The sequence below is a fragment of the Flavobacterium rhamnosi genome, from assembly GCF_048286515.1.
Taxonomy (GTDB): Bacteria; Bacteroidota; Bacteroidia; order Flavobacteriales; family Flavobacteriaceae; genus Flavobacterium.
In genome coordinates, this window is record NZ_JBLVPS010000004.1 from 142,763 (window position 1) to 167,566 (window position 24,804).

A 24,804-nucleotide genomic window follows, 5' to 3' on the forward strand; every position below is an offset into this window, starting at 1 on the left:
CAGTTTAATCCTAAAAAAGAATTGTTTTGTTAATTTTGTTTTCTTAAACTGAAATAAAATGCTGAAATTCTTTTCGATCCTACTTATTCTTGCGCTTACCTTATGGATTTCCGGGTGCTCCACTTCTCAAAAGTTAGCTACATTAAAACCCGAACCGGATGACGCGGTTCCTTTAGTTTATGAAAACATCCCCTCTGTTATTAATTTACCGATTACTATAAAATTAAAGGATATTGAGAATCAAACTAATTCGCTTTTGAATGGTTTAATTTATGAGGACAATACTATTGAAGATGATGACATTGAAATAAAGATTTGGAAGCTGGCTCCAATAACTATCGAAAATGATCACGAAAATTCCGGAGAAAGAATAAAAACAATTTTACCATTGAAAGCTATTGTAAAATACCGAATCGGCACAAAAAAGCTAGGTGTTGACTTATACAACACTAAAGAATTCAACCTTAATGGTGTTGTCACTTTGGTAAGTGATGTGGATTTAATCAATTGGAAGCTAAACACAAAAACCGAGCTTAAATCATTAGATTGGCATGAAAGTCCAACGATGACAGTTTTTGGAAAAAATATGCCCGTCACTTACTTAATTAATCCTGGCATAAAGCTTTTCAAATCGAAAATCGAAAAAAAGATCGATGATGCGATAACAAAATCTATGGACTTTAAACCTACTGTTCTTTCTGCATTAGAAAAAATCTGCACCCCTTTTCAAATGAGTGACGTTTATGAAAGCTGGCTTCGAATTGTCCCTCTTGAAATTTATTCGACAAGCGTCAAATTAAAAAACGACACTTTTATACTGGGAATGGGAATGAAATGCAACATGGAAACATTGTTAGGACGACAACCAGAATCTAAATTTAACAAAAATAAGATCCTTCTGAAACCCGTTCTTAAAATTCCTGAAGAAATAACAGCAAATATTGTTGCCGTTTCTACCTATCAGGAAGCTTCAAAAATAATGACCAAAAATTTCTCCGGACAGGAATTTGGCTCGGGAAATAAAAAAATTAAAGTACAAAGCGTAGCTATTTGGCATAAGAACGGCAAAATGATTATTGCTTTAGATGTCTTGGGATCGGTTGACGGGACTATCTATCTGACTGGTTTTCCACAATATAGTGACAAAACAAAAGAAGTGTTTTTTGACAAACTAGAGTACGCCTTAGACACAAAGAATAAATTAATGCGTACTGCCAACTGGCTTGCTCAAGGATTAATTTTAAAAAAAATACAGCAAAGTTGTCGGTACTCTATAAAACCAAATTTAGACGAAGGCAAACAAAGCATGATGAATTACCTGAAGAATTATTCGCCTATGCCAGGTGTTTATATAAATGGAAAAATGGAAGATATTCAATTCCAAAAAATTGAACTAACCAATCAGGCCATCATTGCTTTTATTAAGGCAAAGGGAGTTGTAAATATAGCAATAGATGGTTTAAAATAAAATGAAAGGAATAATTCTACTTAGACTTATTCTTTTTCATTCTATAAATAGCGTAACCAATACCTGCAACAAGGAGATATGGAACTATCATTAAATAGACAATTCCATCGTTTACCGCTGCTGCTTTTGTTGCATTTCCTTCACTAGTTAATGCAGCACGGCACATAGCACATTGTGCATTTGCAGATCCTGAAAAGAGAATAAAAACTAAAAGAAAAATACAAACTAATAATGTATTACTACTATTTTGAATTACTGGATTCTGATTTTTGGCTTTAGTATACATAATAGGGTGAAATCATTAAGTAAACAACTACTCCGCTAACGGCTACATACAGCCAGATTGGGAAAGTGATTTTAGCAATTTTTTTATGAGTATCAAATCGTTCCGACAAAGCTCTAACATAGGTAATTAAAACCAGCGGAATAATAGCAATGGACAAAATGATGTGTGTAATTAAAATAAAAAAATACACATATCTAATTGTCCCCTCCCCTCCAAATTTGGCAGAATCAGCAGTCATATGATACGCTACATACATAACAAGAAAAGCTACGGACAAAGAAATTGCCGAAGTCATCAATCTTTCATGAAGTACTCTTTTACCCTTTTTTATAGCAACAACTGCAGCAATTAAAACAAGAGCTGTCAACCCATTGACAGTTGCGTAAATTGGAGGCAAAAAGGAAAGAGGCTCAACATTGTATCCAAAATCTTTAAGCTTCACGCCAAATAAAATCGCAACTACAACCGGAATTACAATCGACACAATGATTATAAACTTATTGAATTTCTGTTCTAATGAATTGTCTTTCATTTTATTCTTCTAATAATATATTGATATCCTGCTGTATGTTTCGTACACCTTTTTTATCTAAACCATCATAATACAAAATAGGATTTCCAAAATCATCCTTTCGGCAACGAATATATCCATTTTTATCAATTAAGGCAAATAATCCCGAATGCTCAAACCCCCCTGTAACCTTAGCATTTTCACCCGCATAAAGATTAAATCCCTTATTGGCTAAATCAAAAATATACGCTTTATCTCCTGTCAGAAAATTCCAATTTGAAGACTTAACACCTAAAAGAGCAGCATGCTTTTTTAATACTTCCGGCGTGTCATGTAAAGGATCGATCGTAATAGAAACAATCCCGAAATTAGGATTCCCAAAAAAACTCTTTTCTATAGCCAACATACTCTCATTCATTTTCGGGCAAATTGTTGGGCAAGTTGAAAAGAAAAATTCCAAAACGTACACTTTCCCTTTGTAGGTCTCATTAGTTATCGTTTTATTATTCTGATTTTCTAATACGAATTTTGGTGCCGGACCAATCTTGACTAATTTCTCAGCGCCTTTACGCACCGAATTGACTTTATCAAGTCGATCCCCTTTTACAACTTCGTTGTTCTGAATTTTATCAATTATTTTGGGCAGCGCATAAATTCCGAAAATCAATATAATAAATGAAATTCCTATGTATGATTTATTTTTAAGCATAAACTAAAAATTAAATTTTTCTGGTGGCATTATTGTTTTTTTTAAGAGCAGCGCGATATTCATAAAGAATAACTTTAAAATCATCTAACATTTCATTACTTAACTCTGCAGGATGAAACGTATTATAGCCTTCTTTATATTCTTTTACCAATTTCCTTCCTCTAAGATTTCTTTCTTTATCAATTATATATACATTTGGTGTCCCTAAATTTTTATCTAATTTCCCTACCAGTTTTAACTGATCATAATACGCATTTATTTCTTGCGGAGAGGTGAAAAGAAAATGCCATTGGGATACATCGGTAAAAGCGGCTAAAGCATCAATCACTTTTTTAGCATCATTTTCAGTCCCAATAGGACAAATCACGACAAATTGCAAATCTTTGAAATCATGATACCTTTGATAAATTTTTTGATTTAGATTGAAAAAATTTCCTCTGTTTTTTAAAAGTTCTGTGCCCGAGAAACCAAGAATAGTGACTTTCCCGTCCAAACTGATTTTTTTTCCATCTAAAGATTGCCAATTACCAAAATCAGTGGTTTTTGGAGTTATGATAGGTAATTTAGTAAAACTATTGACACCAGATGCAAAAAAAAGATAGGCAACAATAGGTAAAATAAAAAGGACAAATAGAACAATATTTTTTTTCATTTCAATGATAAAATTTAAAGTACAAAAATAAAAAAAGGTACGCAATGCGTACCCTTTTTTTGAATTAATATCTTGTTAAAAATTCCATTTAATAGTGGAATTCTTAAAAACCTCATAAATATAATTCCCTTCGGTCAAAAGAATGAAGAGCAAATATAATATCAGAAAAATTACTGGGTAAACAACTGCACTTTTTAAAGTACTTTTTTCTCCTTCCATGTGCATAAAAGCCCATACAATATAGTATGCCTTAAAAATGGTAAGAGCATAAAATATCCAATTAAGTAAATTCATACTTAAAAAATTGTTCATGTTAAGAAAATCTGGTTTCAAAATACCAAGATAAACTTCTATTATTGTTACGGCAGACAATATTCCGAAAACTTTCCAGATTCTACCTGTATTAGATACGTGTTCGTGTGACATGATAATTACTTTTTGAAATTAAACGAGATAGAAAACTGTAAATACAAATACCCAAACTAAATCAACAAAGTGCCAGTAAAGCCCCACTTTCTCTACCATTTCATAGCTTTTTCTTTTTTCGTAAGTTCCAACTAATACATTAAAAAATATAATGATATTTATTATTACTCCTGAAAATACGTGAAAACCGTGAAACCCTGTTATAAAGAAAAAGAAATCGGCGAATAATTTACTTCCGTATTCGTTTCTAGTTAAGTTAGCACCTTCTACTACATAGCTGGCCTGACTCAATCTCAATTCAGATTCTTCTCTCGAAAGAACTGTTTTTCGTTTTTCTTTGGTTATCACCTCAGTTCTGATCAAAAGATCAGGATGTGCTTTGAAACCTGCTTGAACTTCAGCTACAGAATAAGAAGGCAACGCCGACTCACTCATAAACCAATTTCCCGTATTTCGAGTCAATCGTTCTCTTTCTTCCGGTAAAGCCGCTGCAAAATCAGCAAGAGCTACTCGATGCCCTTCCTTATCAACAAACTGAAGTAAACTACCTCCTTTTGTTTCAATTGCACCATACTCTCCCTTTATAAAATTTTTCCATTCCCAAGCTTGAGATCCAACGAAAATCAAACCTCCGATAATGGTTAAAAACATATAAATAACAACTTTATTTTTTTTCATTTGATGACCTGCATCAACAGCCAAAACCATTGTTACTGATGAAAAAATCAAAATAAAAGTCATTAATGCCACATAATACATTGGAGCAGATACGCCATGCATAAATGGAAAGTGAGTAAACACTTCATCGGCCAAAGGCCATGTTTCAATAAATTTAAATCTAGAAAAACCATACGCCGCTAGAAATCCAGAGAACGTTAAGGCATCTGATACGATAAAAAACCACATCATTAATTTGCCATAACTTGCTCCCATTGGCTCATTGCCGCCTCCCCAAGTTTTTTCTTCACTATTTGCAGTAGTAACTGTCGCTTCCATAAAAGTTATTCGTTAAAAAGTTCCCAAATTTACGTTTTTTTCTTATTTAAAGAAATATAAAAACAAAAACAAATAAACCCATAATAGATCAAGAAAGTGCCAGTACATTGCACCTAGTTCTATTCCAAGGGTTTGAGTTGAATTGTATTTTTGTTTAAAATGATTATAAATTATAATTAGCAGTGAAATTACCCCACCAGCAAGATGAATCATGTGCACAACCGTTACAACATACAAAAAAGTCGTTGTGATTGAGCTTCCACTTCCAGTGAAATAATAGCCGTTTTCCACTATCTGTCCAAAACCTACAAATTGTAAAATTACAAATAATATCCCCAATACCAAAGTAGCAAAAAGAAATTTAGTAGTTGCATTTTGATTGTCTTTTTGAATGGCTTTTTTAGCCAAATGAAACATCACACTACACCCTATTATTGCTAAAGTACTATAATAAAATGCTGTCGGTAATTGAAAATCCTTTAACCAGTCGGCTCTGGATTTACTCACTACGAATGCACTTGTAAGTCCTGCAAACATCATGGTCATACTAGCCATCGCAAATAACAGTATCAATTTGTATGATCGCGCTGTTCTAGACTTATGTTCGTCTGTTGTCATTGTCATTTCCATAATTATCTTAAAAATTTATCAAATATATAAACTAATTGCAACAATGTTATATAAGAAACACTTACCAGCATCAGGGTCCTAGCTGCTTTTGCAGTTCTTACCTTATACAATTGCACTGCATAATAAAGCATCCAAATACCTAGTAAAAATACAATTATTGCTGTTACCGGAGTAATATACAAACGCCCCGTATAACCAAAAACGGGTATTAGCGAAGCTATAATAAGCCAAACCGTATATAAAATTATTTGTAAAGCCGTTCCTTTATCTTTTTTTCCAGTAGGCAACATAAAGAAACCTGCTTTTTCATAATCTTCATATAAAAACCAGCCAATAGCCCAAAAATGTGGGAATTGCCAAAAAAACTGTATTAAAAATAATGTTCCTGCTTCTATTCCAAACTCTCCTGTTGCAGCAACCCAACCTAACATAAAAGGAATTGCTCCTGGAAAGGCGCCTACAAAAACAGACAAGGATGTCATAGTTTTTAATGGCGTATAAACACTGGTATAAAGGAATATCGAAATCGCACCAAACATGGCCGTTTTAGGGTTAATTGTATAAAGTAGAACGATTCCAATAACAGTAAGAAGACTAGCAATAATCAAAGCTGTACTTTGAGACATTCTCCCTGCAGGAACGGGACGATTTTTCGTTCGATCCATCAAAGCATCTAAATCTTTTTCAATAACCTGATTAAAAGCATTAGAAGCGCCCACCATACAATAGCCACCAATGGCTAATTTCAACAATGTCATCCAACTAAAAGAGTGAATGTCAAAAATCCCAAGCATAAAACCCGCAATAGACGAAAACACAACGCTAACAGCTAGTCGCGCTTTAGTTATTTCGCGGAAATCAATATAAATAGATTTTAATGAAAGGGAATTTTGTGTTGCGTCCAATGCTACTGTTTATTTGCTTTGTAAAAACTTTTGCAAAAGTAGGGTATCAAAAGGGATTTGGCAAAAAACAATTCATAAAAAAGCTTTTTTAAAAATATAATAAAAACTAATAATCAAAATACCAATTAAAAACATCGGAACGTATCCCTAAAGTAAACCAATTTGTACTTTCATTGAAAGTAGTTGCTGTATTTTTATTCGGATCAAAACTTCGATAAATATAACTTCCAAAAACTTTTAGATTAGTTACTGGATTTATCAAATAACCTGCCTGAATATCTGTAATAAAAACAGCCGTTTTATTTCCCTGCCCTACTTTCACACCACTATCGAAAGCTCTATTTTCGTCGTAATCTTTATAAATATTCCCTCCGTAATTATAGCTGTCTTCCGCAGTATCAAAATCCAATCCACGGGTTCCCACAGTAATTTTTGCATCAGCAAAATACCTGTCTTTATGATAACGGACTATGGCAATAAACTCCTTGAAATTTCCTCCCCATTGATGTCCTATGCTCTGGTTATTATGACCATAATTTGTAATTGGAACACTATGCGAATACAAATAAGGTCGGACGTGATTGTATTCTAGCTGCATTAATAAGTCATCTACTTTAAAAGCATTATAATACTTAACTCCTAATTGATAACCGTATTTATTTTTCCAACTGTTATCCCTTGCTTTAATATCTCCAAGAGAAAATTCATCAAGAATAAATTGTCCGTATAGATTTATTTGATTATTCCATTTGTATTTATAGGTCAACCCTAAAACCGCATTTCCAGTTCTGGCAGAAGAAGCAAATTCAACGGAACGATAAAAAATAATTGGATTTACAAAACTCACATCAAATCCTCTATCATTCGTATTGGTCCAGATTACAGATTCAAAGAAACCAAGATTCAATTTATTCGATACATTCCAACTTAAGTAATGATTTGCCATAAACTTTGTTGCATAGGTTCTTTCAAGTGTTACCTCAGGTCGAACATCTTTCAGCCACATGTAAGTATTAGTATATTTTATTTTCCAAAAATTAGTATTTAATTTAAAATAGGGATACGGACTCGCGGCATCACTTTCCAATAAAGAACGATATCCATCTCCAATAAAATTTCTTCCATAACCCAATTGCAAGTCAAAATATTTACTTGGCGTAAAGGTTATATTGGCTTCCGCCAAAGGAAAATCATACGCATCAGTTTTGAAATCTTTAGCAATTCCCATACCCGGAATAATCGCAGGATTCCCACCTGCAGGCTTTATCGATTCTGCATAACGATTAAAATAATCTGCAAATCGCCCCTGACTTTCAAAAACTGTAGTGGTAAAATTAAGCTGCTTCCCTAATCCACCACGAAAATTGATTGCCCGCGTATTTACATAAGTATAATTCGCTTTTGTTTGAGATGCTTTTCCAACCTGCAAATCCAATATAGGATTTAACGTAAACCAATATCCATCACCTTGAATTTCAACCGTATTTTCATTCCATAATTTTCTAGCCCACCAGCCAGAAACATTCTTCCTAAGTTTATTGTTTACCGCTTTAAGATCATAATACTTTGAAACTTCGGCATAAGTATAAGGTTTTGATGCAGTATGATTATTACTGCCAACTTGATTTAAAGAAGCGTCAAATTGAGCATAATAACTGTGTGAAAAAGGAATATTCAAATGACTTTCAAACTCTGGATTATTAAACTTTTTATAAACGATACTATCTAATTCCGTAAGTTGTTTTGTTTTATTTGGCAAAATTTCTGCGCGAGCAAGTGCTTCTGAAGCCAGTTGCTTCGGACTTCTTAACGGAATAGCAATTGCTATTGTATATTTGGAATAGGTTGGCTTCCCGTTATAAGTTGACGGTTTTATTTTAGGAAATACGCCAAAAACCCGTTTAGTTTCTTTTATTAACTCTTCATCAATGGCATTAACATAAATCACTTTAAAAACACCGTTACTATCTACTTCAAAAAGAACCTCTACACTTCCCTTAAAATTATTTTGTTTAAGATTTTCATGAACTTCAAAATTTTGAAACACAAAATTTTGAACTTGATAATAAAAACAATTTTCTAATTCCTTAGATTGCAAGTTTTCACAATTCAAAAAAACAGGAAATCGTTCGGCCGATGCAGCTGACTGTATTGCGCTATTATTTATTTCTTGCGAATAAATAAAAAAGGAATAAAATGATAAAAGTAATGTTGACAAACCTTTTTTCATGCTTTTTTCTTTGTGAATTTAGTAATCAGTTTGTGAATTTTGCCCATTTGCAATTGCTTTTGCTCCCGATGTTCCGATCCGTTTTACTCCTAATCGAATCATTTCAACAGCCTCTTCATAAGTCCTTACTCCACCTGCCGCTTTTACAGGAAGCGGCGAAGCATTTTCCAACATAATAATAATCGAGTGAATTGTCGCACCATTTGGTAAATTATTTTCTGTTTTGTAAAAGCCTGTTGATGACTTTACAAAAACCGATTGATACAATTCTTCTTTAAAATTTGAAATAACACTATTTTTTATCAAGGCAGACAATTGTATAATCTGTTTATCATCAAGTGCTGCCACTTCAATAATCCACTTTACGACCTTATTATTTTCAAGTCCCAAAAGTGTACATTTCAAAATCTCTTCTTTAACCAAATCAACATCTCCTTTTTTAAATGCCTGGTAATTACAAACGAAATCCAAATCATCAGCTCCATCTTCAATCGCCTGAATCGCTTCTGAAAGTTTTTCATTTACACTTGACTTCCCTTCCGGAAAATCAATCACGGTCCCTATTTGTAAATTAGAATTGGCGTCGACAATCATTTTTTTTGCCATAGAAACCATATTCGGCCGAATCATGATCAGCTTAAAATGCTCATCTATGCCTTCCTGAATGAATTCTTTAACAACACTAATTGTATCAGCTTCACTAAGACCTGCTTGCGATGCCGTTTTTAAATAAGTAGAATCTAAATATTGTTTAATATTCATTTTTCTTATGATTTCATGATATCATTAAAGTCTATTAGCAAAAATACATTTTAAATTCACATTTAATTACTATTAGTGACTACTTCGTAAAGATGCAATGTTATTTTATAAATTATTGATTGTAAAAAAAAATAAATTCTTTTTGTACTATAAAAAAATCCCACCGAAGTGGGATTGTAATCCATATCAAACTTTATTTAAATTAGCGTACTTATTAAAAAACAGAAGCAAACAAACAGCGAGAGTTGTTCCTGATGAATTTGCTAACACATCCAATAAATCTCCCTTCCTAGTTTTTGTAAATAACTCCTGTGCTATTTCAATCCCTATTCCAAAAAAAACAGAAATCAAAAATGCCGCTAACAAAGGCTTAAAAATATTTGAACTATTTAAATGCTTCTTAAAAAACAAAAACCAAAGAGATGTTAACACTAAATGAAAAAACGCATGAACAATTTTATCTAAATTTGAAATACGAACAACAGGAATAGCGCTTGATTTTACTAAACAAAAAAAAACTATTATTCCAGTCCAAGATAAAGCTGTCCAAAAATAGAATTGTTTAGGCACCAATAAGCTCTTTGTATGATTCACTTGAAAGCAATGAATCAATTTCTGCTTCGTTTGAAATTTTTATTTTTATCATCCATCCCGCTCCATAGGGATCAGAATTTACACTTTCCGGTGTGTTTTCCAAAGCGTCATTAAACTCGATAATTTCACCTGATAATGGAAGAAACAAATCAGAAACGGTTTTTACCGCTTCAACAGTTCCAAAAACCTCATCTTTTTCTAAAGTCTGATCTAAAGTTTCCACTTCAACATATACGATATCCCCTAATTCTTTTTGTGCAAAATCAGTAATTCCAACGGTTGCGATATCGCCGTCAATACTAATCCATTCATGATCTTTAGTGTACTTTAAATTTGCTGGTATGTTCATATAAATACTAATTGATAATTATTAATTGTTAATCGAAATTTTATGTGACAAATGTAACAATCTCAATTCAAATCTTGTTTAGATTTTAAAAAAATTAATTCCCAAAATTATAACGCATCGTAAATCCAGATCTAATATTTGTTAAAGGAAAAGTAGTTGATATTACTGCTTTCGAAAATGAATGGTCATAATAGAAAATCGCAGTCAAATTTTTACTAAAAGCATAATCAGCGGTAATCTTTAAAGACCAAATATTTTGCCCTCCCGCCAATTGATTGTTATCATAATCTAAATATCTGACAATCGTTTGATTATTTCGATAGGAAAGATCTCCTTTCAAGTTAATATCGCTTTTTATAATTCCCGTTGGGTTGTCCGCCAATCTGGAAGAGAAAATCACATCTTTAAATCGATAGCCAAGCCCTACAATATATTCAACTCCTTTTACTTCTGTCAATAGATTATTGTCAAAACTCATTGATAGCGCTCTGTCTCTTTTTATTTCTGTAAGTACTTTTAATGAACTTTTCAATTCAAAATCCATTCTTATAAGGGGACTGAATTGCTCCACTAAATTGATGTTCGACATAATCGTTCTATTGAAAAAATTACCGCTTGCATCAACGCCGTTCGGTGTTTTATCATACTCAAAATTAGACCTAAACGCATTAATGGTGTAGGAAGCCCGATAATTGTGTTGCATGGAAAAGCGTTTGAAATTCTTTTTAAAAAAAGCATAACGCATCAGTCCATTGTATTTTACAGCCCAGTTTGGTATTGGAAAATTCCTAAAAATTCCAAGTGAAACATCTGACGCGTTAGATCCCGAGTAAGCTGCTAAAAAAGCAGGCAACAATACTGCCTGGTTATTTTTACCATACCCTAACGGAAAGCCTTCAGCATCAAGATTTGCCGGATTATTGATATCTATCCCACGTTGCGTTGCCAACCGATTAGCAACTGCAAGTCTATTATTTCTAAAATCTTCAAAAGCAGCAGATTCATTTTCATCACTGGTTGAAAAAGATGTTTTAATTAAAACCGTAGAGATCGAAAAAAGACCGTAACTGTATGGTGATCGTGAATTATATTGTCCATCGGTAACATCATATTGTTCTGAAAAGTTTTTGGAATAGGCTCTGTCCAATGATAAATCAACTTTTAAATCTGGTAACAAATCCACATTAGCTGTAGCTTTAAATAACCTATTGATAACTTGTGAGTAATTTTGATTAAAATCAGGGTAATTGGTAAGCCATCCGTTCTTAGCAGCTTCATATCGAACGTCATCCTGACTTCCAAAAATAAACCCTAAAGAAGGTCTTGATGAACCCAGGAATCCTACACCCGGTGTGTATCCTGGCAGAATTGTACCACTGTTTTCAGTGTAATTCATTTGAACATTTTTAATGCTCGTTAAAACCCCAATCAAACCATCTACAAACTCATTGCTTTTTGCAATTTGCTGTGTATTAGTATTCACAATTTTTTCCCCAGGTTTTGGAGCAGCAGTTTTAGGTTTAACTGCTGGTTTATTTGTGTTTTTTGTTAAGCCCAAATACTTATAAAACGCATCCATATTGAATGTCCCATTCAAAATATGTGAACTTGCATTTTGAACCGTATTCCCTAAATTATAGCTATTTCCTTCTATTTCTATTTGAGACAAAGCATTAGAGGAACGCTGCCAGCTGTAATCCCCTGTATACGAATAGTTCGCTTTAATAAAACTAAACATTGGAATTTTATTAATGGGTATTTCATAATTCACAACCAATTGTTGCATGTGCTGATTAGGATCTCCCATATCCCAATAACTATCCCATATCGTAAAACTATCGATAGGCTCATTGTCTTCGTTCAAATAGCTTTTTACGATATTACTGGAAGAAGCTGTATAATTCAATTTTAAGGCCTTTGTCAAATTATAATTAAAACCATACTGATAATTGAATGCAAAATTTCTTCGGTACAATGGATCTAAACCAATTCCTTCTACATCAACTTGTCTAAATTGCTGACGATTGTACTGTCTGATAATATTAGTATTAAAAGAAATATTCGAAGGCAGGTAATTAAAGTTGAAATCACTCAGTAATTTCCAATAATCACTTTTTTTCATGAAAGCTGTTTTCTTGAACGGCTCGACAGGTTTTGGCTGAAAACTATACGCATAATCAACAGATGAATTTGCCTGCTGATCAACATAATCCTCTATTTCAAAATCATGTCGCTCTACCTGGTTAAAAGACTGTGAGAAAGTGAAGTTCTCAGGGTCATAAACACGTTGTTTCTGCTCTGGACTTCTTTCCTTTCTAACCCCGATAAAATTGATGCTTTGTCGTTTCGTATAATCAATAGCTCTTCTTTCAATATTCTCTTTTTCGGCTTGGTCAGTGGTATTTGCCAGCAACTGTTTTAATTTGATGTCCTGATTAAAAGGATCATATTCTGGAGTAATGGTTTCTTCTCCAATGGCATAATTAAACGGCAGATTAATACCCCATTTTGGAGGCAATAATTTCCCCAAATTGACATTAGTTACTATATTATATTGTTTAGTATCCTCACGATTTCTTTCATTTGGGCCTTCTTCTAATGCTCCAAAACCAATCGTACTTTTTTTACCTGTGGCAGAAACTGTAGCAAAATCAGCAAAATTTGAATCTACATTTAACACGGCGGCCATCCCGCCTTGATTATCCATATCGGCTAAACGCAATTCATTGAACCAAACTTCTCCTTTAACATCTTGATGGGTTTCGTTACTTTTTACACCAACCATTAATGTTCGGGCCAAACCAAAATTAGGATTTCCTTTTATACCCAATCTCAGTTTGTTATTTTTATTCGCCAAAGAAGGATCTAGTTCCTCTTCGTTTTGATAATAAATGCCATCCAATGGAAGTGTGCTTGGGTCAATGCTCATAGCCAGAATCTTCAATTTGGTCAATAATGCCAGTGACAAATCTATTTCATTATCTTCAGGCCAGACTGCTTCGGCACTTAAAGCAGCACAATCAGTACTAGACGCTGAAGAAGGAACCGTAACTTTTAAGGGGATTTCTATTTGATAAAAATTCTGTGTGAAATCATTTCCAAAACGAATAAAACCTACCATTTGATTATCCCGAAGCGCAATTTCATTTGGCAAAGATTCGGCATGTAAAAACATTTTCAATTTTTTAAACTGACGCATGTCTATACTTACATTTTTAAAAACAGCTCTTGAATCTTCTGGCTCTAATCCATCACCAGACACCCTTAAAGACAAAGATTGTTCATTCTGGTTGATAACAGTATTATTGTTGTACAACTGTTCTCTAACCACCCCTGGAGGAGTGATGTAATTCACAGGGCATCTTTCATTATTTTCCTGAACATTCACAGCTAACACATCTAAAGTAGTTTCGTCATCAGCAACATTCGTATCATTAAAATCAAGTGTATTGGCATATCTTCTCCATTCTCCTCTTACCAAATCCAGCGCTCCAAAACGAACTGTTACCTGATCATTAAAACCCGTCATAAACATTCTCATGAAACGAATTGATCTAAAATCGGAGATATTTCCAATAGTGTTTTCCGGTTGCGAAACAGGTATTTTAAACTGAATCCACCTTGCGTCAGTAATCGCCCCATTTGCCAACGTAACTTGGGTACTTCTTATATCAGTAATGTAATTTTGTCCGATACTCATATTAGGCTTAACATCAATACTATACTCATAATACGCATTGATTGTATTCATAGTGTTATCTCTATTAATATCTTCGACATCAGGCACCGTAGAAGAACCTCGATTAGGATCGTTAATATCAACAGCGGAGTTTCCATCTACACCATTGTACATTTTATATCGGTCAATAACATTCCCTGAAGCATTTAAATAATAGGTATAGTCATCTGCTGCAGGATCAGCTTCTGACGCAAAATTACTGTAAACCACACCTTCTTTGGCATTATCCAAACCATCTAAACCCACATCCTGGTTAGTTCTATTATCGGCATTGGCATCAAAAGCATAAATTAAAGATTGTGATGCAGGCACATCTCCCCAAATCGATTGTGGATTCGCTACTATTTGATCTGGGCCAAGTCCGTTTTCATATTGTTTTCTTCCATCTTTTAATACATCCTCAGAGACTTCACCTAAATTAAAGTAAATTTTACCCGTGTTTGATTGCGGTATTTCACCGCTACCTACATAAGGATCTAATATCCAAAACTGAATATATTCTACATTTCCTTGTTCGAAATTAGTAGAATTTAAAGACCTCATTATCCCTCCAAAATTATCTGTCGGATTTGTAGACACATTCAAACTATTATTATAAGGTCCCCTGTCAGAAGGATAATAACTTAAATCCAATGTATTAACAACTTGGGATTGTCCTTGTGCAATATCTGTTAAAGGATAAAGTTCTTCACTGAAAATTCTTCTGGTAGTATTAAAAGACAATTCTTCATTTGAAATTCCAGATGGCTTTTGAGTATAAAACAAAGGATCTATGGAGTACCATGACAACTTAGCCCTTTTAAAACCATAGCTCAAATCGTTAGCGCTTGCATTAAAGTCATAAGTGCTTCTGGCATTTTTCTCCGGAGTTGATGACAAACTCCAAGAATACGGAGAACGCATATCGATGGTCGATTGCGAACCTTCAAAATCATCTACGTAAATAGTTGACTCTCCTTCAAAACGATCTGCTTTTGGGGAATCCGGTTTCAAAAATGCAATTTCTCCTCTCACAGAAAGATTAGAAGGCACATCGGTATCTAGATTAGGCAATTTATTCACTAATCGGGTTAAGAAGGGAACTTCAGTAGAAAAATTGGAATTAAATCCATAAATAGTATTATTTACAGATTCCTGACCAAAACTGGATTTTTGGGTAAATGGTCTTTCAGTCATTTTTAAAAAAGTCGCTCCAACCAGAAAATTATCAGAAATTTTATGCTCTACATTGACACCCATAAACCGTCTGGTTTGCTGACCAAAAATTGAATTATTTTCCAACGAAACTTCAATAGGCGTATTGGAAGCTTGAAGAGATGGATCTAGAATCTGAACTCTTCCCAATTGATAATTCACACTATAATCAACTCCTTCTACCAGAACTCGTCCTCCGGCAGTAACTACAACTGAACCTCGGGGAACATTGAAAGCACCAATAGGTATTCCGTCACCACCAGTGGATTTGTATTTTCCTCTTAATAGGAATTTATTCTTTTCACTATCTTGTAAAGCCCCGGATTGTGTATTACGATACATGTTTCTGAACACATATTTTTTTTGATTAAGATTATACGTATTTACATCATTGTAAAGTTCTCCTGAACCTGTGTTTGACAATTTAGAGAACAGGAGTTCTCCAAATGGCTCTTTAGTTGTAAATATTATTCTACCGTTTTGAGCATCTATTGTCAAGCCTTGCATAAAATCAAAAAAACCATCCCCGCCCGCTTGTGGATCATTATTGTAATTCAGTTTGTCTAAATTAAACACTTTAAGCAAAGGTGTTTCAGCGACTTCATTTTCTCTTGAAGGATTTGCTGGAAAAGGGCTTCCTGGAACTTCAGTAATATAATTTAAAGCAGACGGATCCGTATAAAGAATATTAAATCTGAAATCTTCCTGTTTCACTTGATAAGCCCCTGGAATCTGATAAATATTTTTCATCATTAGGTTCCAAACCGGATTTTTGACATTGGTCAAATTACTTTTCAGCATTTTCAATATCAAACTCTGCGTAATAATTGCCTGATTTGATGTGTTAGTATTTCCTGTTACAACAGTTGCATCTACACCGTCATTACCAAATTCACCAACCTGATAAACTTTATCTCCAATTGTATATTGATAGGCAACAGCTAAAACCTCATCATTAGCGAGTCGTTGCTGTAATGAGATATACCCTAATTGAGTATTAAAAGTATACTCATTAGGATTCAATTTTCTAGCATTTTCCAATTTAGAATAGTCCTGACCTTCACTTACTGTAACATTAAATCCAGAACTTGAAGTTACAATTTCACGAATATTATTGTTTAGCAAACCACTTCCGGCAGCGATTTGTGCAGGATCGTAATCATTATTTGAATTGTCAGAAGGAGAATCTACCTGATTGTTAAATATCCCGGTTGAAGGATCCAACACAACCACTTCATTATCTGCTAAACCTGTTAATTGCCCTTCCCCTAAATCCTGAAGCGCGATAATATTTCTTAGATTGTTGTTGGTCGTATTTACACGATTCTGTTTGTTGGTAACCCAAATCTCCAATCTTGAAATCTGAACTCTGCTATCAATAAAAGGATAATTTTTTAAGGATGCATCGTATCTGTTTCTAAAATATTGTGACAAGAAAAAGTGTCTGTCATTATCATAATCCAGCGCATACATATCGAAGTCCTGAATTGTTCCTCCTCCTTGCGCAATTAAACTTTTAGTTTGGGACTTCTGTTCCGAAAATATACCTGTGACAGTAGTTTTACCAAATTGTAATTGTGTTTTCACACCAAATAAACTTTGCGCGCCTCTAATCAGCGAGCTATTCAAAGGCATACTTACATTCCCCACTTCAATTTTTTGAATAATATCATCTTCTGAAGGAGCATATTCCAACTTCATAAGATTTTGAAAAGCAAATGTTGACTGGGTATCGTAATTAGCATTTACATTGAGTCGCGTTCCGACTTTTCCCATTAAGCTCATACTTATTCTTTGATCAAAATCGAAAGAAAGATTCGATCGGTTTCTTGGCGAAAACGAAGGGTTATCTTGTTTTGTATAACGCATTCCCAAATCCAGTTCAATAGATCCAGTTGGTTTTACATCGATGGTATTGCTTCCGAAAATGGATTCAAAAAGTCCTGATTTCACATAATACCTAGGTAATAAATCTTTCTTAGCTGCTGCACTACCTTCTTTTTTTCCGTCTATAGCATCTACTTTTTTCTTGAAATAATCTCGCATAGATTCTTTCAAGACCAAGCTTTCATACTCTTTTGGAGTTAAAATAATAGGATAGTTAACAGAAAACCCATCTACAGAATTGGTATAAATATACCTATCGGTAATAGGGTCATATGTATAAGCAGAGAGAACACTTTGAGGATCTTTTAACTGGACTTTCCCTGTAGAGAAACCAGTTACAGTTGTATCCTGAGCGGCTGGTGTTACCTGAGCTTGCGATACAAAACCACAAAATATGACTAGCAAAAAAATACAAATTTTATGCATATAATCCGTGTTTTGAGTACCTTTTATAAGTTCTTTAAAGCTTTCTTAATAATCGATTCAACAGAAGCATCTGGATCCTCTTTTACAATTTTTTCTACAATTCGTTCTGAAGTTTTTCGAACAAAACCTAACACCTCCAAAGCAGATAACGCTTCATCTCGATTTGTATTGCTTTGCGACATAGAAACTTCATCTAAATCATACAATTTCAATACTTTTTCTTTCAAATCAAGTATTACTCTTTGTGCCGTTTTACTACCAATTCCTTTTATAGATTGAATTGTCATTACATCACCTGATGCAATAGCATTTGTAATTTGTTTTGGGTCTAATGATGATAGCATTGTTCTGGCAATGCTAGCCCCAATACCTGAAACTGATAATAATAATTTAAAAATCTCTCTTTCAGATTTTTCTACAAAACCAAATAAAGTATGCGCATCTTCTTTTATTTGAAGATGCGTATACAATTTTATAAAGTCAGTATTGGGAAGCAAAGAGTAAGTATGTAAGGATATATTTACATGATATCCCACACCTCCACAATCAATAACTACCTGTGTCGGTGTCTTTTCTACTAATTTCCCCTGTATATGTGCAATCATTTTCTATAATATATGTTACCAAATATAATAAAATTAGCACATAATTTTACTAAATTCATCTATTTAAATGCAGTTCATCGTCAAAAAAACACTAACTGACATTTGTTTTTTTCTTCTCTTTTTCTTGTGCATCAATCACTGCAATAGCAGCCATATTGACCATTTCTTCTACACTTGCACCAAGTTGAAATATGTGAACGGGTTTTCCCATTCCTAACATGATTGGTCCTATTGAATCCACCTTATTCAGTTCTTTCAAAAGTTTATAGGTAATATTAGCAGATTCAAGATTAGGAAAAATTAGGGTATTTACTTTTTTACCCGCTAGTTTAGAAAATGGAAACTTTTCTTTTAACATTTCTGGATTCAAAGCAAAATCAGCTTGAATTTCTCCATCAATAACCATATCAGAATGGTTTGCATGCAAATAAGCGACTGCTTCTCTAACCTTTGCAGCACTTTCATTTGTTGAAGAACCAAAATTAGAATACGATATCATTGCAATTACCGGTTCTACTCCAAACATTTTGGCAGTTTTAGCAGTCATAATAGCAATTTTAGCTAAATCATCTGCGGAAGGGTTTATATTTATAGCGGTATCCGATAAAAACATAGGACCACGACTGGTCATCATCATATTTGTAGTTGCAACTAGAGAAGCGCCATGCGCTTTTTCAATAAGTTGCAGCATTGGTTTTACAACGGAAGGATAACTTCTGGAATGCCCTGTTACCAATGCATCTGCTTCACCTTCATTAACCATCATGGCAGCAAAATAATTTCTTTCACGCATTAATTTCTGAGCATCCAATAAAGAAATACCACGTCTTTGTCTGGCTTTCCAATAGGTTTTGGCAAACTTATTTCTTCTAGACTCTTCTTCCTTAATTTTTGGATCTATAATTTCAACATCGGCATCAAAGCCTAATTCTTCTTTTAATTCTAAAATAATTTCTTTGTTCCCCAATAAAATTGGAAAACCTATCCCTTCTTCTAATACAATTTGAGCAGCTTTAAGGACATCTAAATGATCCGCTTCTGCAAAGACAATCCTTTTCGGATCCATTTTAGCTCTATTGGTAATCAATCTAACCATCTTGTTATCATTACCCAAACGATCCAGAAGCTCCTCTTCATACTTTTTCCAATCTGTAATAGGATTTAATGCTACACCTGAATCCATAGCCGCTTTTGCAACAGCAGGTGCTACAATAGTTATCAATCTTGGATCAAATGGCTTAGGAATAATATATTCTTTTCCAAAAACCAACTTAGTGGCTCCATAAGCTACATTTACTTGTTCGGGAACTGATTCTTTTGCCAACAAAGCCAACGCTCTCACCGCTGCCATCTTCATCGCTTCGTTTATTTTGGTTGCACGTACATCAAGCGCTCCTCTAAAAATATAAGGAAATCCAAGAACGTTATTTACCTGATTAGGAAAATCAGAACGTCCCGTAGCCATAATAACGTCTTTTCGGGTTGTAACAGCAAGATTATAATCAATTTCCGGATCTGGATTTGCCATTGCAAAAACGATCGGATTTTTTGCCATTCCCATCAACATTTGTGGAGACATGATCCCTCCTGTTGACAAACCTAAGAAGATATCAGCCCCAACTAATGCTTCCTCAAGACTCATTGGTTTTATGTCTTTGGCATATTTTTGTTGTAAAACAGAAAGTGAAGGATTGTCTTTCGTCAAAACTCCTTTACTGTTAAACATCACTATATTTTCAACTTTTACACCTAATAAAACGTACAAATCAGCACAGGCAAGAGCGGCAGAACCCGCTCCAGAAACGACCATTTTTACATCTTCTGATTTTTTATTAGCCAGTTCTAATGCATTCAACAAAGCGGCTGATGATATAATAGCTGTTCCGTGTTGGTCATCATGCATTACTGGAATATTCAACTCTTCAACCAGTCTTCTTTCTATCTCGAAAGACTCCGGCGCCTTAATATCTTCTAAATTAATTCCGCCAAAAGTCGGCGCTATATTTTTTACGGTCTGGATAAATTCCTCAATGTCTTTTGTTCCAATTTCAATATCAAAAACATCAATATCAGCGAATATTTTAAAGAGTAGTCCTTTACCTTCCATTACTGGCTTAGATGCTTCAGGACCAATATCTCCTAGTCCTAATACTGCAGTCCCATTGGTAATTACCGCTACTAAATTTCCTTTAGCTGTATATTTATAAACATTATTAACATCTTTTGCAATTTCTAAACATGGTTCGGCTACACCAGGGGAATATGCCAAAGACAAATCTCTTTGTGTTGCGTATTTCTTTGTAGGAACTACCTGAATTTTACCAGGAGTTGGCTTTGCATGGTATAATAATGCTTCTCTTCTTTTGCTGTTTTTGTCCATTGTTTTAGATTTTATTCTATCATACAAAGATAGAAGACTTGCTTTAAAAAGTCAGCTTTTATCCTATTCTTTTATAAAAAATTAGAGCAGCTATCGCGATCCAAATAAAAATAGCTGCAAGAATTTGAGGGCACTGAAAAAGCATCCCTTTTCAAAAAACCATAAAATAATAGATTGTATAAGGCTTTGATTTTTAAATTCTCTTTTTTTAGCCAAATTTAATTTTCTGTGATTGTAGGTGGGCTATAACAATTAAAAGGAGCTAAAACACTATGGTTTTGCTCCTTTTTGGTTATTTTCATACCCCTTAATTGAATGACCTTTTGAGTGCCCTCAAATTCTTGCAGCTATTTTTATTTGTTCGACAATTTATCTTTTATTGTGTGATGTATGAGTTTAAATGTTGGATGGTATCTTTTTGGATTTCAATTATGGCTTTTACCACATCGCTTATGGAGATAATTCCTATAACTGTGTTGTTTTCTAAAACAGGCAAATGTCTCACTCTTTTAGTACTCATTAACTCCATACAATAATCTAAATTATCAGAAGGCTTAACTGTAACTACATCTGCTTCCATAATTTCATGAACCAAAGCTTTCTTTGAAGATTTGGCTTTCAAAACAATTTTTCTGGCATAATCTCTCTCAGACAAAACTCCTTTCAAAATTCCATCTTCGATAATAAGAATCGCCCCAATGTTTTTTTCGCTCATCACTGTCAATGCTTCGAATACAGTGTTAGTGGAAAGTATAGAATAAACTTCCTTTCCTTTTGTGCTTAATATTTGATTAACAGTCATAATAGATAAGTTTAATTTACCATAAAGTTAAAAAAAATAGTATTCAAATGGTAAAATTATTTGTTTATTTCATATTAAAACAATTCATCAGGCAAAGTCAACTTATTTAGTTCTTGTTTTAAATTATCACTCAATATTTGCAAACCATATTGATAAGACGCATTTACCCAACCAAATCCTTCCTTGGCTATATAATCAAACTCAGTTCCCACGTTGCCATATTCGGCAAAAACTTTGTGCGAACTTATTTCTAAATCGAATTTTTCAGGAATAGTTCCGTTATACTCTACCGCATTTTTAGTAATTAACCAAAGCCATCTGTAGACCATTTCTTGAGCCTTATTGAAGAACTTATAGTTGACCAAACCTTCCCACAATAACATTTGATGTGGCGCCCAACCAAATGGATAGTCCCATTGTCGTTGTGGTCCCTCTTTTGAAAAACTGTCAGTACTGGCTTTAGTACTTCCTGTAATCCCACCCATCATAATAAATTGAGGCAACGCTATCTCTACTAATTTTTTAGCCTGATGTTCACTGCACAAACCTGCCCATAGCGGAAAAAATGTGGTTGCTGCCTCAAATGGAAGTTGTCTTCTATTCACAAAATCATAATCAAAATACATACTTGATTCTTCATTCCAACACAATTCGTCAATTTTTTCTTTTCTAAAAATTGCTTTTTGTTCCCATTCTTCAGAGGTATAAATTTCATCCCCAACTTGGAAAGCGCCATTAAAATACTCTTTTATCAAATAAGCAATGTCTTTTTCATATTTGTAAAGAAAACTATTGACATCCACCGAGTTTAAATTAGCACATTTATTTATAAGTCTATCCGTAGTATCATGACCACTTTCTCTCAAGCTTCGATCATGAACGAAATACACATCTAGTTCGGCGTCGACAAGAGTTCTGTCTAAATATTGTTTTTCAAATTCTCGAATTGGCAAATTGTATTTTTCAGCATAAGGTGCTAAAACATCATCAAAATGTCCAGGTTCTACTTCAAAGGGCATCCCTACTCCATCTGCTTTGTATCGATTTAAGCCTGTCGCGGTTAATCGATTTCCTTGCACCATCCAAACCGTACTGTACTCCAAGATAACTGTTTCCAAATGACTTCTTAACCATTCAAAACTTGGCACTTTCTTTTTTACAATTTCAAGTAGCAATGAAGAATATAATGGTGGTTGCGTTCTTGTTAAATAATAACTTCTATTCGCATTTAGGATTTTACCGTAATGTATAATTTGATATTTAAAATTTTCGGCAATGGACATTGCTTTTTCCAGTTTATTGTCTATGATGAGACCAACACCAATAAAATAACTATCCCAACCATACATCTCATTAAATCTTCCGCCAGGAACCACGAAAGGAACGCCTTGCAAACTGTAAATCTTTCGATCTAAAGCTAAGGCCAAAATACCTGGTTTTGCATTTAACGTATCTACGTACTCCATCGAAAAATTTTCAGGTAAAATACCTACTTTAAAATTTTGAAGTTCTTTTTCCAATTCCTGAAAATAAGCAACCCCTTGTTTGTCTTTTGCCGAAACATATAGCGTAGGAACGTCATTGGAAGTTTTTTCGTCCTTAAGAATCTGTTCTAAGCCTTTTTTATCAATAGTTCTGGTCAGTTCATCCCAATAGTCTTCCTTAATTTTTCTTGAAATCCGTTCCACCGGATTCTCTTGAATACGACTCAAATCGACCACACCTACATCTGCTTTGTTTTCTTTTAATAAAGCTAATTCCTGAAGTAAATTTGACAAATGATACGTACCAACAATAACAACCTCTTGTTTTGTTTTTTCATCAACTAAAGTAAATTTTTTAGGTCCATTATCATCTTTAGTGATTTTTTTATCTTTATCGGTATCCTCTTGAAGCAGCAGCTCATGAAATACCTTCTCTGTGTTAATTAAGAAATTCATATTTTAGAAGTAAGTTTTTTTAGTAAAAAGAATGAAACAAGCAAAAACGACATCGGTATTAAAGTATAGTAGAATGCATTTTCCGGCCCTTCATTTTTGAATAAATAGCCAATAATTCTAGATCCAAGAGTACCTCCCAAAGCAGAAAAAACGACAATTAAACCTGTCATTGAACTGTGCAGTTTTTTGGGTAAAGCACTTAAAACAACCGAATTTAAAAGTGGATAAATAGGCGCGATAAAAAGTCCAACCAATGGAAATGCGAAACCTATTAATGGAATATCGCCAAGTGAATTAATTTCTTTCACATCCAAACCTATCGTTTTTGGAAGAACAAAAACAACTATTAGCATGGCCATTACAATACAAAAACTGAGAACCCAAATCCAATTTATTTTTTTAGTAATTACCCCCGCTAAAAGACGTCCAACAGCTAAAGTAATTGCCAATATACTTGCCATCATGATACTTATATTTTCTGGCAAATGCAGTACTTTACTATTAAAGGTAGGCAACCACGACATGATTCCCTGCTCAATCATAACAAACAGGAAGGCGCTAATTACAAAAACAATAGTTAGAAGTTTGGCAAATAATTTGAACATTTCTTTAAAATCATCTGCTAAGTCGACTCCGGGAATTTCGGTTTGATTTTCAAATTTGGTAAAAAACAAAAATCCAAATGACACTACTGAAATTCCAGCCAATAGCCAATATACATTTAACCATGAATCTGGATTAGCTTCTGAATTGAAAGCGGGAAATAAAAAGTAAGCCAATGCAATTCCTATCATAAAAACTCCTTCAATACTGCTCATTAAGCTATTATGCTCCTGTTGATTATCAGTAACGGTTCCTATCAGGGAATAAACGGAGACTTTTATCAATGCAAACGAAACACCAACAGTTGCAAAAAGTATTTTTGCAGTATCAAACGAATTACCAAAATACATATTTACACAAGCTACTGAAACTAATGCCAGTCCAATAAGCATAGCTCTTTTGTATCCTATTCTCGGCAAAAATGAAGCAATCAAAAAAGAAACTATAGCAATAGGCAAGTCCTTGAATGCCTCTAAAACACTGGCTTGCAACTCATCTACCCCATAATTTGTTTGCGATTTTAGTATAACAATCCCAACACTATTTAACAATATTGCAAATACAAAATAATTGAGATACATCGCAATTACGATAGCGTTTTTTTTCATTTTTCTAGTTCTTTAAGTTTGTAGAATTAAATTATAATTGGTCTTTAAATACTGTTGAAAATTTATTCCTTCCAGTTTCAGTACCGCAAGTTTTTGAGCTAT

General features: G+C 33.8%; 19 protein-coding genes. 1 reads left to right on the forward strand and 18 read right to left on the reverse strand.

All coding sequences use genetic code 11. The features are described 5' to 3' along the window. The first annotated feature begins 61 nt into the window (after nucleotides 1-61). Entirely contained in the window at nucleotides 62-1,468 is a 1,407-nt protein-coding gene (locus ACNQGN_RS04975) for a DUF4403 family protein (RefSeq protein ID WP_417986849.1), read from the forward strand. Nucleotides 1,469-1,484: 16 nt separating this feature from the next. On the opposite strand, the gene ACNQGN_RS04980 is transcribed toward ACNQGN_RS04975, so the two are convergent. From ACNQGN_RS04980 to ACNQGN_RS05065, 18 genes are all read right to left on the reverse strand, one after another. After that, complete coding sequence (locus ACNQGN_RS04980; protein ID WP_417986746.1) at nucleotides 1,485-1,754, reverse strand: hypothetical protein; 270 nt, start codon at nucleotides 1,752-1,754, stop codon at nucleotides 1,485-1,487. After that, a complete protein-coding gene (locus ACNQGN_RS04985) occupies nucleotides 1,744-2,286 on the reverse strand; it encodes a DUF420 domain-containing protein (protein WP_417986747.1) in 543 nt (180 codons plus the stop codon). The genes ACNQGN_RS04980 and ACNQGN_RS04985 overlap by 11 nt, the downstream gene beginning before the upstream one ends. A gap of 1 nt (nucleotide 2,287) precedes the next feature. Then, nucleotides 2,288-2,974 carry an SCO family protein gene (locus ACNQGN_RS04990; RefSeq protein ID WP_417986748.1) on the reverse strand — a complete coding sequence of 229 codons (687 nt, stop codon included), beginning with the start codon at nucleotides 2,972-2,974 and terminating at the stop codon, nucleotides 2,288-2,290. 10 nt (nucleotides 2,975-2,984) lie between these two features. Then, on the reverse strand, nucleotides 2,985-3,626 hold the full coding sequence (locus tag ACNQGN_RS04995; RefSeq protein WP_417986749.1) for a hypothetical protein: 642 nt from the start codon (nucleotides 3,624-3,626) through the stop codon (nucleotides 2,985-2,987). A gap of 75 nt (nucleotides 3,627-3,701) precedes the next feature. After that, nucleotides 3,702-4,052 carry a cytochrome C oxidase subunit IV family protein gene (locus tag ACNQGN_RS05000; RefSeq protein WP_417986750.1) on the reverse strand — a complete coding sequence of 117 codons (351 nt, stop codon included), beginning with the start codon at nucleotides 4,050-4,052 and terminating at the stop codon, nucleotides 3,702-3,704. Between the two features lie 18 nt (nucleotides 4,053-4,070). After that, the gene (locus ACNQGN_RS05005; protein WP_417986751.1) at nucleotides 4,071-5,048 is read right to left on the reverse strand and encodes a cytochrome c oxidase subunit 3; all 978 of its coding nucleotides are present in this window, start codon (nucleotides 5,046-5,048) and stop codon (nucleotides 4,071-4,073) included. Between the two features lie 42 nt (nucleotides 5,049-5,090). Further along, nucleotides 5,091-5,678 (reverse strand): cytochrome c oxidase subunit 3, encoded by a 588-nt coding sequence (locus ACNQGN_RS05010; protein ID WP_417986752.1) that lies wholly within the window; start codon nucleotides 5,676-5,678, stop codon nucleotides 5,091-5,093. A gap of 2 nt (nucleotides 5,679-5,680) precedes the next feature. Continuing rightward, a complete protein-coding gene (gene cyoE / locus ACNQGN_RS05015; protein ID WP_417986753.1) occupies nucleotides 5,681-6,583 on the reverse strand; it encodes a heme o synthase in 903 nt (300 codons plus the stop codon). A 106-nt stretch (nucleotides 6,584-6,689) separates the two neighbouring features. Next, nucleotides 6,690-8,813 (reverse strand): gliding motility protein RemB, encoded by a 2,124-nt coding sequence (locus ACNQGN_RS05020; protein ID WP_417986754.1) that lies wholly within the window; start codon nucleotides 8,811-8,813, stop codon nucleotides 6,690-6,692. 18 nt (nucleotides 8,814-8,831) lie between these two features. Continuing rightward, nucleotides 8,832-9,575, reverse strand: coding sequence for a deoxyribose-phosphate aldolase (gene deoC, locus ACNQGN_RS05025; RefSeq protein ID WP_417986755.1), 744 nt, complete (start codon nucleotides 9,573-9,575; stop codon nucleotides 8,832-8,834). A gap of 186 nt (nucleotides 9,576-9,761) precedes the next feature. After that, nucleotides 9,762-10,145: a VanZ family protein gene (locus ACNQGN_RS05030; RefSeq protein WP_417986756.1), complete on the reverse strand. Its 384-nt coding sequence runs from the start codon at nucleotides 10,143-10,145 to the stop codon at nucleotides 9,762-9,764. Then, nucleotides 10,138-10,518 (reverse strand): glycine cleavage system protein GcvH, encoded by a 381-nt coding sequence (gene gcvH, locus ACNQGN_RS05035; RefSeq protein ID WP_417986757.1) that lies wholly within the window; start codon nucleotides 10,516-10,518, stop codon nucleotides 10,138-10,140. Before gcvH ends, ACNQGN_RS05030 begins: the two co-directional genes overlap by 8 nt. Nucleotides 10,519-10,612: 94 nt before the next feature. Next, on the reverse strand, nucleotides 10,613-17,764 hold the full coding sequence (gene sov, locus ACNQGN_RS05040; RefSeq protein WP_417986758.1) for a T9SS outer membrane translocon Sov/SprA: 7,152 nt from the start codon (nucleotides 17,762-17,764) through the stop codon (nucleotides 10,613-10,615). A gap of 23 nt (nucleotides 17,765-17,787) precedes the next feature. Continuing rightward, nucleotides 17,788-18,369, reverse strand: coding sequence for a Holliday junction branch migration protein RuvA (ruvA, locus tag ACNQGN_RS05045; protein ID WP_417986759.1), 582 nt, complete (start codon nucleotides 18,367-18,369; stop codon nucleotides 17,788-17,790). A 91-nt stretch (nucleotides 18,370-18,460) separates the two neighbouring features. After that, nucleotides 18,461-20,749, reverse strand: a complete 2,289-nt coding sequence (locus ACNQGN_RS05050; RefSeq protein WP_417986760.1) for an NADP-dependent malic enzyme — start codon at nucleotides 20,747-20,749, stop codon at nucleotides 18,461-18,463. Between the two features lie 376 nt (nucleotides 20,750-21,125). Next, nucleotides 21,126-21,551, reverse strand: coding sequence for a CBS domain-containing protein (locus tag ACNQGN_RS05055; RefSeq protein ID WP_417986761.1), 426 nt, complete (start codon nucleotides 21,549-21,551; stop codon nucleotides 21,126-21,128). A gap of 74 nt (nucleotides 21,552-21,625) precedes the next feature. Then, complete coding sequence (locus ACNQGN_RS05060; protein ID WP_417986762.1) at nucleotides 21,626-23,491, reverse strand: trehalase family glycosidase; 1,866 nt, start codon at nucleotides 23,489-23,491, stop codon at nucleotides 21,626-21,628. Next, a complete protein-coding gene (locus ACNQGN_RS05065) occupies nucleotides 23,488-24,702 on the reverse strand; it encodes an MFS transporter (protein WP_417986763.1) in 1,215 nt (404 codons plus the stop codon). Before ACNQGN_RS05065 ends, ACNQGN_RS05060 begins: the two co-directional genes overlap by 4 nt. Between the last annotated feature and the right edge of the window lie 102 nt (nucleotides 24,703-24,804).

What these genes read in the sequence shown, in the direction of transcription:
- ACNQGN_RS05065 (WP_417986763.1), bottom strand. Translation starts at nt 24,702, where the DNA reads ATGAAAAAAAACGCTATCGTAATTGCGATGTATCTCAATTATTTTGTA.
- ACNQGN_RS04980 (WP_417986746.1), bottom strand. Translation starts at nt 1,754, where the DNA reads ATGTATACTAAAGCCAAAAATCAGAATCCAGTAATTCAAAATAGTAGT.
- gcvH (WP_417986757.1), bottom strand. Translation starts at nt 10,518, where the DNA reads ATGAACATACCAGCAAATTTAAAGTACACTAAAGATCATGAATGGATT.
- ACNQGN_RS05050 (WP_417986760.1), bottom strand. Translation starts at nt 20,749, where the DNA reads ATGGACAAAAACAGCAAAAGAAGAGAAGCATTATTATACCATGCAAAG.
- ruvA (WP_417986759.1), bottom strand. Translation starts at nt 18,369, where the DNA reads ATGATTGCACATATACAGGGGAAATTAGTAGAAAAGACACCGACACAG.
- ACNQGN_RS04995 (WP_417986749.1), bottom strand. Translation starts at nt 3,626, where the DNA reads ATGAAAAAAAATATTGTTCTATTTGTCCTTTTTATTTTACCTATTGTT.
- ACNQGN_RS05020 (WP_417986754.1), bottom strand. Translation starts at nt 8,813, where the DNA reads ATGAAAAAAGGTTTGTCAACATTACTTTTATCATTTTATTCCTTTTTT.
- ACNQGN_RS05000 (WP_417986750.1), bottom strand. Translation starts at nt 4,052, where the DNA reads ATGTCACACGAACACGTATCTAATACAGGTAGAATCTGGAAAGTTTTC.
- ACNQGN_RS04990 (WP_417986748.1), bottom strand. Translation starts at nt 2,974, where the DNA reads ATGCTTAAAAATAAATCATACATAGGAATTTCATTTATTATATTGATT.
- ACNQGN_RS05060 (WP_417986762.1), bottom strand. Translation starts at nt 23,491, where the DNA reads ATGAATTTCTTAATTAACACAGAGAAGGTATTTCATGAGCTGCTGCTT.
- ACNQGN_RS05010 (WP_417986752.1), bottom strand. Translation starts at nt 5,678, where the DNA reads ATGGAAATGACAATGACAACAGACGAACATAAGTCTAGAACAGCGCGA.
- sov (WP_417986758.1), bottom strand. Translation starts at nt 17,764, where the DNA reads ATGCATAAAATTTGTATTTTTTTGCTAGTCATATTTTGTGGTTTTGTA.
- deoC (WP_417986755.1), bottom strand. Translation starts at nt 9,575, where the DNA reads ATGAATATTAAACAATATTTAGATTCTACTTATTTAAAAACGGCATCG.
- ACNQGN_RS05005 (WP_417986751.1), bottom strand. Translation starts at nt 5,048, where the DNA reads ATGGAAGCGACAGTTACTACTGCAAATAGTGAAGAAAAAACTTGGGGA.
- ACNQGN_RS05055 (WP_417986761.1), bottom strand. Translation starts at nt 21,551, where the DNA reads ATGACTGTTAATCAAATATTAAGCACAAAAGGAAAGGAAGTTTATTCT.
- ACNQGN_RS04985 (WP_417986747.1), bottom strand. Translation starts at nt 2,286, where the DNA reads ATGAAAGACAATTCATTAGAACAGAAATTCAATAAGTTTATAATCATT.